The sequence below is a fragment of the Micromonospora musae genome (assembly GCF_003626635.1).
GTDB lineage: Bacteria > Actinomycetota > Actinomycetes > Mycobacteriales > Micromonosporaceae > Micromonospora > Micromonospora musae.
The window spans coordinates 282212-295243 of the sequence record NZ_RAZT01000006.1 but is presented as its reverse complement, the minus strand read 5'-3'; the positions used below and the strand labels follow the sequence as shown (position 1 = coordinate 295243).

At 66.9% G+C, this 13032-nt stretch carries 12 protein-coding genes; 3 read left to right on the top strand and 9 right to left on the bottom strand.

The features are described from left to right. Positions 1-426: 426 nt before the first annotated feature. The 5 genes from D7044_RS14035 to D7044_RS14015 all read right to left on the bottom strand — a co-directional run bounded on the left by D7044_RS14035 (position 427) and on the right by D7044_RS14015 (position 3950). Entirely contained in the window at positions 427-1338 is a 912-nt protein-coding gene (locus tag D7044_RS14035) for an alcohol dehydrogenase catalytic domain-containing protein (RefSeq protein WP_120689174.1), read from the bottom strand. A 44-nt stretch (positions 1339-1382) separates the two neighbouring features. Beyond that, positions 1383-1763, bottom strand: coding sequence for an MmcQ/YjbR family DNA-binding protein (locus tag D7044_RS14030; RefSeq protein ID WP_120689173.1), 381 nt, complete (start codon positions 1761-1763; stop codon positions 1383-1385). Between the two features lie 46 nt (positions 1764-1809). After that, the gene (locus D7044_RS14025) at positions 1810-2457 is read right to left on the bottom strand and encodes a nitroreductase family protein (protein ID WP_120675423.1); all 648 of its coding nucleotides are present in this window, start codon (positions 2455-2457) and stop codon (positions 1810-1812) included. 59 nt (positions 2458-2516) lie between these two features. Then, positions 2517-3308: an isocitrate lyase/PEP mutase family protein gene (locus D7044_RS14020; RefSeq protein WP_233564980.1), complete on the bottom strand. Its 792-nt coding sequence runs from the start codon at positions 3306-3308 to the stop codon at positions 2517-2519. Positions 3309-3416: 108 nt separating this feature from the next. Then, on the bottom strand, positions 3417-3950 hold the full coding sequence (locus tag D7044_RS14015; RefSeq protein ID WP_120689171.1) for a carboxymuconolactone decarboxylase family protein: 534 nt from the start codon (positions 3948-3950) through the stop codon (positions 3417-3419). Between the two features lie 136 nt (positions 3951-4086). Between D7044_RS14015 and D7044_RS14010 the strand changes: the two genes are divergently transcribed. Then, positions 4087-4734, top strand: a complete 648-nt coding sequence (locus D7044_RS14010) for a TetR/AcrR family transcriptional regulator (RefSeq protein WP_120675429.1) — start codon at positions 4087-4089, stop codon at positions 4732-4734. 308 nt (positions 4735-5042) lie between these two features. On the opposite strand, the gene D7044_RS14000 is transcribed toward D7044_RS14010, so the two are convergent. Next, positions 5043-5492, bottom strand: coding sequence for a hypothetical protein (locus D7044_RS14000; protein WP_120675431.1), 450 nt, complete (start codon positions 5490-5492; stop codon positions 5043-5045). Between the two features lie 1160 nt (positions 5493-6652). Between D7044_RS14000 and D7044_RS13995 the strand changes: the two genes are divergently transcribed. Further along, complete coding sequence (locus tag D7044_RS13995) at positions 6653-7519, top strand: alpha/beta fold hydrolase (RefSeq protein WP_199716617.1); 867 nt, start codon at positions 6653-6655, stop codon at positions 7517-7519. A gap of 109 nt (positions 7520-7628) precedes the next feature. Here the strand turns inward: D7044_RS13995 and D7044_RS13990 are convergent, their stop codons facing one another. The 3 genes from D7044_RS13990 to D7044_RS13980 all read right to left on the bottom strand — a co-directional run bounded on the left by D7044_RS13990 (position 7629) and on the right by D7044_RS13980 (position 9920). Continuing rightward, entirely contained in the window at positions 7629-8126 is a 498-nt protein-coding gene (locus tag D7044_RS13990) for a RidA family protein (RefSeq protein WP_120689170.1), read from the bottom strand. A gap of 90 nt (positions 8127-8216) precedes the next feature. Then, the gene (locus D7044_RS13985; RefSeq protein ID WP_158609998.1) at positions 8217-9068 is read right to left on the bottom strand and encodes an alpha/beta fold hydrolase; all 852 of its coding nucleotides are present in this window, start codon (positions 9066-9068) and stop codon (positions 8217-8219) included. 18 nt (positions 9069-9086) lie between these two features. Continuing rightward, a complete protein-coding gene (locus tag D7044_RS13980) occupies positions 9087-9920 on the bottom strand; it encodes an alpha/beta fold hydrolase (protein WP_120689168.1) in 834 nt (277 codons plus the stop codon). A gap of 208 nt (positions 9921-10128) precedes the next feature. On the opposite strand from D7044_RS13980, the gene D7044_RS13975 reads away from it, so the two are divergent. Beyond that, a complete protein-coding gene (locus tag D7044_RS13975) occupies positions 10129-13002 on the top strand; it encodes an AfsR/SARP family transcriptional regulator (protein WP_158609997.1) in 2874 nt (957 codons plus the stop codon). Positions 13003-13032 lie beyond the last annotated feature (30 nt).

Here is a 13032-nt window from a genome sequence, read left to right as displayed (position 1 = left end):
GGCTCAGTTCAGTGATCCGTGCTGCAGGCGCCGCTCGTCCCCACCGAAGCTACCCGGCGAAAGGGTTGTACCGGCGGTATTACGACGAAATCGAGCGCGACAGCGGGAGTTAGCTTGCGCAGGCGTGTCGCCGTGATCAAGACCCTTTCGGCGCTGCCGAGCCTCTGCCACTCCTGGCATCACGTGACCAAACCGAGAAATCGTTACCTTGATCTTGTGGAGGCCCTGAAGGGGCGACCGCACCTGGACTGCATGCATGATTCCGTCGAGACGTTCCAGGTCGGCCAGCACGTGTAGCCCGGTGATGCGGTCGCCGTCGATGGTCAGGGGCAGGGAGAAGGGCGCTGTGTCACGAAGGCGTTGGCCCCACATGGCGCACGAACATCGTTGTTTCGGACGATCTGGAACGTCCTTCTACCGCGGGCGTCAGAACTCGAGGACGTACTTGACCCCACCAGAGCGGCCGCCCGCGACCTGGTCCGCGATCGCGGCGCCGTCCTTGATTGGTGTCGTTCGGACGTCAAGTCTCAGTTCGCCGGCGGCGGCGAGTGCCGCGAGTTCGCCGAGCGCACGTCCGTCGGGCCGCACGTAGAGGTTCGAGGTGGTGATTCCGCGAATCGGGTCGGGTGCGTCCGAGGTGATGGAGGTGAGGCGGCCTCCGTCGACGAGCAGTCCGATAGCGTCCTCGGCGGTGCCTGTGGCGGCGATGAGGACGGCGTCGAATCGGCGATCGCTCTTCTGCGCCCAACCGTCAGCGTGGGTGTCGATGACCTCGCTGGCGCCGAGGGCGCGGAGCTGATCGGCGCGGGCCGGCCCGGCACCGGCGACGACCTCGGCGCCCCGGAGGTGGGCGAGTTGCACGGCCAGTGACGCGGTGGGGCCGGAGGCTCCGACGACGAGCAGGCGGGTGGTGGCGTCGACGTGGAGCTCGTCGAGGGCCTGCTGGGCGGTGAGCCCGGCGACCGGGAGTGCCGCCGCAATCTCCGGAGCCAGGTTCTCGGGCAGTCGTGCGACGTGCGCGGAACGGACCAGGACGCGCTCTGCCCAGGTGCCACTGCCGCCTGGCAGGGGAGCCTCGTGGACCAGCACGAGGTCGCCCGTGCGGAATTCGGTCTCGTTCGGGCCGGTCGCGATGACGCGGCCGACGGCTTCGACGCCCAGAGCTGCGGGCGGAACGAGGCCGACGTCCCATCCGCCCGTGTGAAGCAGGGCGTCCCACGGCCCGATCCCTGCCGCGACCACCTCCAGGACGAGCTCGCCCGCGTCAGGCTGACGGGGGTCCGGAAGGTCGAGGATCTCCAGAGCGCCGTTGGCGGCTCGAACACCGAGTCCGATCATGATTTGTCCTTCTGTGTTGATTGTGTTCGTGTGTGTTTCGGGTCTCAGGCGGCCGGGTTCGTTTCCGGGTCCACGGGGCGCTTGGATTTCGGGAGTTTGTCGACCACGAGCCGGTAGGAGTCGGTGACGAGTTCCTTCACCAGGTTCTCGTCGAGGCTGCGCCCACCTGCTGCCGTGATCCAGTGCTTCTTGTCCATGTGGTAGCCGGTCGTGATCTCTGCATACTGCTCACGCAGCCCAACGGCCTCGTCCGGATCGGCCTTCAGGATCACAACGGGGTGTCCCGGCATGTCGGTCATGAGCATGAAGACCTTGCCGCCGACCTTGTACAGCTCCCAGTTCGGGCCGTCACGGTGCTCGAACGTCACGTCCGGCAGCCCTGTCGCGTACTCGTTCGCGACCTTCTGGAGTTCCTGACCGTCCATAGCTGATCAACTCCTCTAGCGATCGGATCGCCTGGGCCAGGCCCGCTCAGGCGAAGGTGAACAGACGCTCGGGCTCGAACCGCGACACCGGAGTCTTGTACTGCTTCGCCTCGTCGGGGTAGCCCAGCGCGAGCAGCACGGTGGTGGTGTATCCGGTCGCGCGGATGTCGAAGGCCTTGTCCACGGTGACTGGGTCGAAGCCTTCCAGCGGCATGGCCTCGACGCCGAGCTCGGCGGCTGCCATCATCGTCAGACCCATCACCATGTAGGTCTGCTTCTCCATCCAGTGGTATTCGTCCTTGTAGCCATATTTGCGCAGGTTCAAGAAGTCGCGGGTCATGAATTCCCACAACTCGTGCTTGGCCTCGTCCGCGAACCGGCCGTCGGCCCGTTCCTTGGCGAACACCGCTTCGAGGTGGTGCTCGGGGATATCGGCCCGAGTGGTGAGGATGATGGTGTGCGAGGCGTTGAGGATCTTCACGGCGTTGTCCTGGAACCGCTCGCCGAGGTTCGCGGCCAGCCGCTCCTTGCCCTCCTGGGTGGACACGACGTAGAAGTGATTCGGCTGGATGTTCGTCGACGTGGGAGCCGAGCGCAGGAACTTCAGCAGCTGCTGAAGAGTCTCATCCGGGATTGTCTTGCTGCCGTCGAAATACCGGCTGAGGTGCTTGCTCATGAGCTTGTCGAGATCCATGTCATCGTGCTTTCTGTGCGTGAGGATTGAGGCGTTTTAGATGGTGAAGCCGGAGACGGCTAGGGTTTGCGGGCGAGGAGTTCGCCCACCCGGTCGAAGCTGATGCCTGTCGTGGCCGAGGCGATGTCGCCGGCCTTGAGCGCTGCGGCCGCCTGTTGGAGAGCACCCATCGCATGGGTGTAGAGCGCGGGGCCCAGGCTGATGCGCTTGACCCCGGCCTTCTGCAGTTCAGAGACGGTCAGCACCTGGTCCGCCGGTGAGATGAGAACGTTCACGGGTGTCGGCGCGACGGCGGTGACGATCGCGACCAGGGACTCGAGGTCGGGCGGGAACGGCGCGTAGAGCACGTCGGCGCCGACCTCGGCGAAAGCCGTCAGCCGTCGGATGGTGTCATCGAGGTCAGGCCGCCCCTGGATGAAGTTGTCGGTGCGAGCCGTGACGACGATGCGTCGCTTCGCCGCGGCGACCGCACTGCGAACCCGGCCTACCGCGTCGTCGAAGTCGCGGATCGGGTCATCGGGATTCGCGGTGGTGTCCTCGATCCCGATGCCGGCCAGCCCGTGCGCGACGGCACTGTCCACAGTCACGGCGACCTCCCCGGCGGTGACGCCGTAGCCGTCCTCGAAGTCACCGTTGACGGGCAACCCCGTGAGCCGGCCGAGCAGCCGTGCGTGGTCGAGATGCTCGTCGCGGGCGATGCTGTGGCGTCCGTCGAGGCGGCCGAGCGCGGCCGCCAGGGCCGCCGACGACGTGCCGATGGCCTCAAAGCCGGCATCCGCCAGGATCAATGCCGAGACGCCATCCCAGGCGTTCGGCATGACGAGGCCACCTTCTCGGGTGTGCAGTGCCATGAACTTCTCATAGAGTTCAGACCCGGACATGTCACTCCTTCCCAGTGCGGTTGATCAGGGCGAGGGTTCGACCGGCCAGGTCGCTGTTCTCGCGAGTTTGGTGAGCGCTCATGCCAGATCGGGGGCGGGGATGTCGACGTCGGTCAGGTTGACGTTGTTGAGGTAGTTGGTCAGCAGCGCCCGGACGACCAGCGCGACGATCGCCAAGATCTCCGGATCGGTGTACCCGGCCCCCCGGACGGCCGCGAGGTCGGCATCACTGACCCGTCCGCGTGTCTCAATCACCTGCTGGGCGAAGCGAGCCACCGCAGCCCGCTTCGGATCGACCGAACTTCCCGCCCGCGCCAGCTCGATGTCCGCCGCGGACATGCCACCCTTCAGGGACCCGGCCGTGTGCAGCGCCAGGCAGTAGTCGCAGCCGTCGGCTTCGGACACGGCCAGCGCGATCGTGTGGCGCGTCCGCGCGTCCAGGAGCCTGCTCGCCTTCGCCTGCACCGTCATGACGAGATCGAGGACGGTCGGGTTCGACGCGAGCATGGTGAACATGTTCGGTACGAAGCCGAACTGCGCGCCGACCTGGTCGAGCGTGCTCCGCACGTCGGCGGAGGGCTCATCGGCAGGAAGAACGTTCAGGCGCGGCATGAGAGATCCACTCCAGTTCATGGGGGTGATGGTCGGTAACCGACCTGGGTCAGGTTTTGGGCTGCGCGGCCCACTTCGCAGATACAACACCACGCAAGACTGGGCTGTCAAGCCCACTCTTGGTACGATGTGAATCATGAAGTCCACGACGGCGGCGCCAGAGCCTCGCCAGCTCACCGCGAAGGGGCAGGCGACGCGCGCCCGGATACTGGAGCACGCCGCCGCGCTCATCTACGCCGAGGGCGTCCACGCCACGAACAACGACAAGCTCCGGCGCGCCGCCGGCGTCAGCGGGTCGCAGATCAACCACTACTTCCCGACCAAGGAGAGCCTCGTCCTGGCGGTGATCGAATGGCAGGCTGAACGCGTCCTCGGGCTCCATCGCGGCGAACAGTTCGACGGCTTCGAGAGCCTCGAGGGGTTTCGGAAGTGGGCAGCGTTCTATATCGGGTATGAACGCGCCTACCACGAAGGCTGCAGCCTCGGGTCGCTCGCCAGTGAGATCATCAAGACCGACCTCGACGTTCACGATGAGCTTGCGGCTGCGTTCGCCCAGTGGCGAGAGATCTTCCGCGACGCGCTCCTCCGCCTGCAGCGGCAGGGCCGTCTGAGCAACGAGGCCGACGCCGAGAAGCTCGCGGGCCTGCTCCTCGCCGCGTTCCAGGGCGGCATGCTCCTCGCACAGGTCGCCCGGGGCATCTCCCCGCTCAGGGACGCCCTGGAAACCGCTCTCGACTACATCGAGACCTTCGCGACACCACGCCCTCGTAGCGCAAATCGATAGCGCACCAGATCGCGGATGGGGGTCGCAGGTTCGAGTCGTGCCCGGGGCGCGCATCGGGATGTGGCGCAGTTGGCAACTCCCACGGCGGTGAGCGTGGTGACTACGTCGAGGACTTCGGGTTCAAGGCGTTCTCGATGGCAGTGCGGCCGGGAGCCGGCGCGGCGGCCGACGTCGCGTTCGTCATCGGTGCGCTGACATCGGCCACCAGACACCGAGGATCCCGCCGCCGGGTCAGCGCCGCCGCGATGTCGTTGCCCCGGGACCCACCCGTCACCGCTGGGCTCGTATGGAGGAATACCGGCGGCCTATCAGTGCTCGTCGTAATGGCCTTCATGGGCGGCGTGTCGGTGCCCGTCGTGCACGTAGTCGAGATGATCGCCGTGCAGTACCGGCGAGTGGCCGCAGCCGCCTCCGTGCACGTGGTCGTGCTCTTCCGCCTTGGTATGCGTTTCGGAGAGGCACTCATCGTAGTGGTCGTCGTGGACGTGGTGCACATGCCCGTCGTGCAAATAGTCCACATGGTCGTCGTGCGGCACGCTGACGTGCCCGCAGTGTTCACCGTGTTCGTGGTCGTGCCGTTCCGACCGAGCATGGCCGTCGAGGTCGCACTCGTCGTAATGCCCGTCATGGGCGTAGTGCCGGTGTCCGTCGTGCAGGAAATCGACGTGGCCGACGTGCTCGGCCGCCATATGCCCGCAGTCCGGCCCGTGAATGTGCGGGTGTGGGCTGTGGGTCCCATGCCTGGTGGGCGCGGCCATTGCATTACCCCCGTCTCATGCGCGGTTGCTCTTTGGCTTCCGCTGGCCCTTGGCGGGGGCGCGTCCTCCCAGCCAGCCGTAGCAGCAGAACTACGCTAACACTAATCAAACAGCGTCTTTCGGGTTTTTTGCCCGCGCGGTGCCAGCCGCGAGGCACCGGGCCACCGAGTGCCGGCAGGACCAGCCTCATCAATCGATCTGGGTCAATTGAGGCGACCTGCGGGCCATCGTCATTGTCAACGATCGGGTGAGGTCAACATCGATGCCGCACTGGTCCGCGACGGCGCTGCGCTGTCGCACGTTGGGGGGGCTTGTTGAGCTCGCAACGCGGGTCGCCCTGCTGTCCGCCGGGGCTCTTCCCGGCCCGTCCTTGGAGTGTTGGGCTCTCCGGCCACGGTGAGGACTCGCCCGATGGGTGGGACGTCGGGTCGGGGGCGGGCGCTCGGGCCGGATCCCGCTGCTCGTCGAAGGAGCCGACGAGGCGTCATCCTCGGCAAGGCAACGGGGATCCGGTTCTCGTGCTGCCTTTGTCGCCACGGGCGAGGGCGGTGGCGAGTTGGGCGGTGACCTCGACCCGCCAGGCGGGACGGTGGCGGAGTCGTCCCCGGCTTCTGCGAGGGCGCGGCACTGGACGATTTGGCGTCGCCCGCGGCAATGATCTTGTTGACGGCGATCTCCGGCGCGATGGTGCTGGGGCCGGTAGCGGGTTGGGCGGCGTGGAGTCGGCGGATCGTATCGGTGAGCCGATGCGGTGCGAACGCCTTGAGGAACCAGTTGCCGAGTGCGGTGACGATGTCTCGCTCCGCGACGTAGCCCTAAGGATAGGTCGGTCTTCGTGATCATGGAGCTGCCCACGGTGGCCTTCTCGCCGTGGACCGAAGTCGCGCCTACCGATCGGTTGGGGGGAGCCCATTTGGTGGTGTGTCCTCCAGTAAAGTGAAGCTTGAGAGATTTTCCCCTTCTGTCGGAGATCTTCGCTGATCGTCAGTACGGTGAGGTTCGGGCGATCAAGCACGTCATCGCGGCACCGAAGCCCGGCCGCCATCGGTCCATGCGCGGCTCGGCGGTGCTTCCGAGCGGTTGCGGCTTCGCTGGGTCGCGTTGGCAGCCATGCGCATCTGCCTGCGTTCGGAAGCCACTGACCAACGAGGGAGAGAGACATGCTCGGTATCTCGCTACGTCGGCCGAAGACCATCGCCGCGGCGATCGCCACCGCAACGCTGGTGACGCTGCTCGGCTCAGCTGCCCCAGGCGTGTACGCGGACGGCGGTGTGCAGCCAACCCCCGACCGGGAGCATGACACCAGGCCAACCATCGTTCTCGTGCATGGCGCCTGGGCCGACGGCTCGAGCTGGAGCGGGGAGGTGCGCAGACTCCAGGCACGCGGTTTCGAGGTTCAGGTTGCGCCGCAACCCAACCGGGGCCCGTCGATCGACAGCGGCTACCTGGAGGACTTTCTGTCCACCATCGAAGGTCCCATCGTGCTCGCGGCCCACTCGTACGGCGGTTTTGTGGCAAGCGACGCCGCGACCGGCAACCGCAACGTGAAGGCGCTCGTGTTCGTCGACGCCTTCGCCCCGGACAAGGGGGAGACCCTGGAAGAACTCACCGCCGGCTCCGGCTCGGTCCTTGAGCCGGCCCTGACCGACCCCACGAGCGTTTTCAAGCTCGTGCCGTTCCCCGGCGCGCCAGAAGGCGCGGTCGACTCGTACGTCCTGCCGAAGATCTTCATCAACGGCTTCGCCAACGGTCTGCCGCGGCGGCAGGCGGAGGTGCTCGCCGTATCCCAGGTCGCACTTGCCACGAACGCGCTGGCGGAGCCGGCCACGGAGCCGGCGTGGAAGACGATTCCCTCTTGGGCTGTGATCGGCACCGAGGACCGGGTCATCCCGCCGGCCAGCCAGGAGGAGATGATGAAACGGGCGGGGGCCGACATCACCCGGATCGACGCCGGTCACCTGGGCCTGATCTCGCATCCCGGTGAGGTCACCGAGGTCATCCTGGAAGCGGCGCGGGCGACCGCCTGACACCGGGTTGGTACGCCATTCACTGTGGCGTCGGGTGCGGCCATGCAGCTCCTGCGTGGCCGTACCCCCGTTTCGCCCCCGGTGTACGTCGACCGTGCTTCGCGGCTGATCAGGCCGTCACGCTGCCAGGACGGATGATGACCTCCGCCTCGACCTCGACCGGGATGTCGAACGGTAAGGCTGCCTGGCCAACTGCTGAGCGTGCGTGACGACCTGCTTCCTCGCCCCACAAACGCAGAATGATGTCGGAGAATCCATTGATCACCGCAGGCGTCCGGTTGAAACCGGGCGCGGTGGCGACCATTCCGAACACTCGTGTCCAGGCCACCACCCGCTCGAGATCACCCAAAGCTGTTTTGAGCGACGACACCACCGCCAATGCTGTCTTGGCCGCCGCCGCGTACCCCTGCTCTTCGGTAACCTCGGCACCTACCCGGCCGAGCGGCCGAGCCAGACTGCCGTCGCTTTCCACCGGACCGTGCCCGGAGATGAACGCGCGGTCGCGGTGGACACGCACCCACGGGAAGGGAAGTTCGACACCCTCCGGCAGTGTCATCGCAGGCGGAAGTGACAGTCCGAGTTCGGCGAGCCGATTCTCGACATTCATCTGGGACGTCCTTGTTCCGCGAAGAGAAGTGGGGCTTGCGATGAGGCCGGCCGTGGCATCGCGTGAGCGATGCCACGGCCGGTTGTCGTGTCAGTCGGTGGCCTTGGCGGCCGCCTCGATCTGATTGGTGACCGCGCCCGCGTCGGTGACCATGGACAGGTGGGGAGCGTTGATCTCGATGGTGTGTGCCTTGGCCCGCTTGGACATGGCGACCTGCTGTGCGGCAGGGATGACGGCGTCCTGCTTGCCGATCACCGACCACGAGGGAATGGTGCGCCAGGCCGGCTCGCCGGCCTCCTCGAACAGGGCGTTCGACGCCAGTGGACGCTGCCGGGCGGCCAGCACCGCCACGTCCTTGGCGGAGATGGTCTTGTCGGCGAACGCCTTGCCGAAGATCGACGGCTTCACGTAGAAGTTGGCGACTCCCTCGTCGGCACCCGGGATCGCGACCTGGTCGAAGACGGTGGACGCTTCGGCCGCGAAGACGGAGCCCGGCACGGCCGAGGTCAGCGCGTAAACGGTGTCGTGCTGGTCCGGGATGTACGCGTCGACGTACACCAGGGCTTTGACCTGCTTGTCGCCCATCGCGGCGTTCGTGATGACCATGCCGCCGTACGAGTGCCCGACGAGGACGATCGGTCCGCTGATGGTGTCCAAATAGGCGCGGAGATTCGCGGCGTCGTTCGCCACGCCCGACAGCAGGTTCGGCGGGGTGACCACCCGGTAGCCGTCGTGCTGGAGCTTGGCCGTCACCTTGTCCCAGCTCGACCCGTCCGCCCAGGCACCGTGCACGAGCACGACAGTCGGTTTGACCGTTGCGGGGCGCGAATGCTGGGCGTAATTCGTCGAGGCCTGCGCGGTGCCGATACCGGCACCAACCAGCGTGAGGGCGCCGATGGCCACGCCTACGGAGATGAGGCGTCGCCGCAAGGACAATTTCACGGTTTTTCCTTTCACTACTTACTTCTGGAAGAAGTCGAGCAGGGCGGCGTTGACCTGATCGCTGTGGGTCCAGGCGATGGCGTGCGGCCCGCCCTCGATGACGAGCAACCGCGAATCCGCGGTGAAGGCGGACACCCGCTGGCCGGTCACCCCGATGGGTAGGACTCGGTCCTGGTCGCCCTGGATCACGAGTACCGGCACGTCAATCTTGGACAGGTCGTCACGGAAGTCGGTGAGCCAGGTCGGGATACAGGCCACCGCGGCGACGGGAGAACCGGCCACGGCCACATTCAGGCTGGCCTGGAACGCCTCGTCGCTGACCAGCGAGCCGCCGTAGACGTCGAGGTTGTAGAAGTTCTCCAGGAACTGCTTGAGCCACGCGTTCCGGTCCGCCCGCGCGGCGTGGATGAACCCATCGAACAACGCCTGCGGTGCGCCTTCGGGGTTGTCGTCCGTGCACAGGAGGAACGGCGGGATCGGCGACATCAGTACGGCCTTCGCGACCCGCTCGGTGCCATAGCGACCCAGGTACCGGGCAACGTCGCCGGTTCCCATCGAGTGACCCACGAGGATGGCGTCGCGTACGTCCAGTTTCGTGAGCAGCAGGTTCACGTCGTCGGCGAACGTGTCGTAGTCGTATCCGCTGGCGGGCTGGCTGGAATTGCCCCAACCCCGCCGGTCATAGGTGATGACCCGGTAACCGGCTGCGAGCAGTACGGAGACCTGCTTCTCCCAGGCCTGCCCGCTCAGCGGGTAGCCGTGACTGAGTACCACCGGCGTACCGGTGCCGTGATCCTCGTAATAGATCTCGATCGGGTTGGCTCCCTCTGAGCCAACGGTGACATGGGGCATGCGCACTCCTCGGGCTTGCGTTCCGCGCTGGGAACCCTGCCGAAGGTACGGATATCGCGCGTTTCGCGAATCACCCGAATCACGTAGTCCCCGTATTTGTCGGCCGACTCGACGACAACGAGAGATGGGGGATGTGGGGGACCAGGCGCAAGCCGCAGGCTGGGCCGAATAGCGAAGCCGCTGCCCTTTGATCACTAGGATGTCAATCGTGACGACGCCCGACCGCAGACTCCCGGACGGGCCGCCGTCCCGCTGCGAGTTCAAGGTCTTCGGCGGTCTTGGCTGCCGGCGGGACGGCTCGGATGTCGATCTTGGCCCGGTTCGCCAGCGGATCATCCTGGCCAAGCTCCTCGCCGCCGGGGGTGACGCGGTCAGCCTCGACAACATCATCGACAGCCTCTGGGACGAACAACCGCCGGCCAGCGCCGCCAACCAGATCCATCGGCACGTCGGGCACATCCGGCGGATCTTCGAACCGGATCTGGACGTCCGTGAAACCGGTCGGTACCTCCTACCGGCCGGTACGGGCTACCGGCTGGCCCTCGCGACCGAGGCCTCCGATCTGGCCATGTATCGCGAGCTGGTCCGGCGGGCCCGCGAGGCGCTCGCCGGCGGGGACGTCCTGGCCGGCGTACGGGAGTACCTGACCGCTCTGGAGCTTGGCCGCAGCCCCGCGTTCACCGACCTTCCGGCCAGCGCGTTGAGTTCGCCGGAGTTCGTCGCCATCGAACGGGAGCGCGTCTCGGTGGCGCTCGCGGCCAGCGAAGCCGCGATCGCCCACGGCATGGCCGACACCGTGTTGACCCCACTCCTGAGCGTGGCCGCCGCGGCGCCGCTGGACGAGGCGCTGCAGGCGTCCCTCATGCGCGCGTACGTCGCCACCGGTCACCGGGCGGAAGGGGTGCGGGTCTTCGAGCAGACCCGTCAACGTCTCGCCGAGGAACTGGGGGTGGACCCGGGCTCCGAACTGCGGGAGGCGTATCGGGAACTACTCGCCAGCGGCTGGACCCTGCAGGAGGAACTGCGCCCGCCGGAGGCTCCCCGGCCCGCACAGCTGCCGCCGCAGGTCGCGGGCTTCGTCCGCCGAAACGACGTGGCCGCCGTGCTCGACGACCAACTGTCCGACGCATTCAGCGACACGACCATCGTGATCACCGTGCTCGGCGGCATGGGTGGCATCGGCAAGACCGCCCTCGCCGTGCACTGGGCCCACCAGATCGCCAGCGACTTTCCCGACGGCCAGTTGTTCCTGAACCTCAGGGGTCTGGATCCGGACGGACGTGCCATGTCATCGGAGGAGGCACTCGCCACGTTGCTCGCGTCCCTGGGCGAGCCGGCGGTCTCGTCCCCGCAGGAGAACGTCGACGCGCAGGCGGCCCGTTACCGCAGTCGCCTTTTCGGTCGTCGACTCCTGATCCTCCTGGACAACGCGCGCGACTCCGATCAGGTCCGCCCACTGCTGCCGGCCTCCCGCGGCTGTCTGGTCATCGTGACGAGCCGTAACCGGATGACGAGCCTGGTCACCCGGGAGGGGGCACGTTACCTGCAAGTCGATCGGCTGACCGGCGCCGAGTCCCGACAGCTACTGATCAACCGCCTCGGCGTTCGTCGCGCCACCGCGAACCCGGACGCGTTGGAAAAGGTCATCGCGCTCTGCGCCGGGCTGCCGCTCGCACTGGCGATCGTCGCGGCCCGCGTGGCCCTCAATCCGGCCCTGCCATTGAGCGCGGTCGTCAGCGACGTATCGGCGCCGTCCGCCAGACTCGACGCGTTGTCCAGCGCGGACTCGTCCGACGATGTCCGGTCGGTGTTCTCGTGGTCGTACCAGGCCCTCGATCCCGCAACCGCGCAGGTGTTTCGTGCCCTCGCCGTCCATCCGGGCCCAGAGGTCTCGCTGGAGTCGGCGGCCAGCGTCACCGGAGTGGGTCGCGCACAGGCGCGCGAACAGCTCATGGAATTGGTGACCGCGAACCTGCTCGACCTGTCCCAGTCCGGGCGCTACGTGCTGCACGACCTGCTGCGGGCCTACGCGGGTGAGCTCCTCCACGAGGATCACGAACGACCGGAGTATGAGCGGCGTCTCGTCATGCATTACCTGCACTCGGCCCGCGCCGCCTACGCGAGGCACCATCGACAGCCAGCCGGCGCCGTCGACGAACTACCGTCGGACGTGACGCCTGAATCGTTCGACAGCGTGTCACAGGCTGCCGGCTGGTATGCGCGGGAACGGGCCGCGCTGTGGGCGACGATCGATCTGGCCCTCGCACATGGCCTGGGGCGCGACGCGGCGGCCATGGTCCTCGCCGCCTCAGCACCGGGCAGCAACTCCATACCCGCGGGCCGGACGCCCACCGTACTCGCGATCCTCGACCTGGTCAGCGTGCTCGGCGAGCCGCTGATGGAAGCCGAACTCCTTCGCACCGTCGGTGAGGTCTTCGCCCCGCTGCCACAGGCCGACGAATATTTCCGTCGAGCCTTGTCCATCTTCGAAGGCGCCGGAGAACTCGCCGGACAAGCCGAGGTCCTGCGAAACCTCGCCGTGTTGTCGTTGTCGCGTGGCGACCACGACGACGCGAACGCGTACGGCGAACGCTCGGTAAGTCTCGCCCGGCAGACGGGGCGCCAGGAACTGCTCGCCGTTTCGCTGTTGACACTCACGAGAGCGCTCCTGGGGTCCGACCGGTTCGAGACTGGCACACGGGTTGCGGACGAGGGGCTGGCCATCGCGGTGGCGAAGCACCTCGATCACCTGAAGATCTACTATGCGCAGCTCATCGCGGAGTCCTCCTGGAAACTCGGCCGGCTCGATCGAGCGGTGGAGATGTCGGAGTGGGGCTTGACGGAAGGCGTCTCTGAGTCGAACGGCCCCCGGTGCGCCGTCGCGGCGATCCTCGCGCGGGCCGCATTCGATCTCGGTGACCAGGTGCGCGCGGAACGGGGCTGCCAGCAGTTCGAGAACCTGATCGCCGACGACGGCTTCCGCGAACTCGTCGAGTTCTCCGGCATCGAGGCGGCCGAGTCGTACCGGACCATGGTCGCGTACGTCCGGGCCCGGCTGAGCCTGATGAGGGGTGCGTCGTAAGCGGGTAGGGGAGCACTCGGTCTGCACTCG

Coding starts and splice junctions, on each gene's coding strand:
- D7044_RS14035 (WP_120689174.1), bottom strand. CDS start 1,338: ATGATCGGACTCGGTGTTCGAGCCGCCAACGGCGCTCTGGAGATCCTC.
- D7044_RS14030 (WP_120689173.1), bottom strand. CDS start 1,763: ATGGACGGTCAGGAACTCCAGAAGGTCGCGAACGAGTACGCGACAGGG.
- D7044_RS14025 (WP_120675423.1), bottom strand. CDS start 2,457: ATGGATCTCGACAAGCTCATGAGCAAGCACCTCAGCCGGTATTTCGAC.
- D7044_RS14020 (WP_233564980.1), bottom strand. CDS start 3,308: ATGGCACTGCACACCCGAGAAGGTGGCCTCGTCATGCCGAACGCCTGG.
- D7044_RS14015 (WP_120689171.1), bottom strand. CDS start 3,950: ATGCCGCGCCTGAACGTTCTTCCTGCCGATGAGCCCTCCGCCGACGTG.
- D7044_RS14010 (WP_120675429.1), top strand. CDS start 4,087: ATGAAGTCCACGACGGCGGCGCCAGAGCCTCGCCAGCTCACCGCGAAG.
- D7044_RS14000 (WP_120675431.1), bottom strand. CDS start 5,492: ATGGCCGCGCCCACCAGGCATGGGACCCACAGCCCACACCCGCACATT.
- D7044_RS13995 (WP_199716617.1), top strand. CDS start 6,653: ATGCTCGGTATCTCGCTACGTCGGCCGAAGACCATCGCCGCGGCGATC.
- D7044_RS13990 (WP_120689170.1), bottom strand. CDS start 8,126: ATGAATGTCGAGAATCGGCTCGCCGAACTCGGACTGTCACTTCCGCCT.
- D7044_RS13980 (WP_120689168.1), bottom strand. CDS start 9,920: ATGCCCCATGTCACCGTTGGCTCAGAGGGAGCCAACCCGATCGAGATC.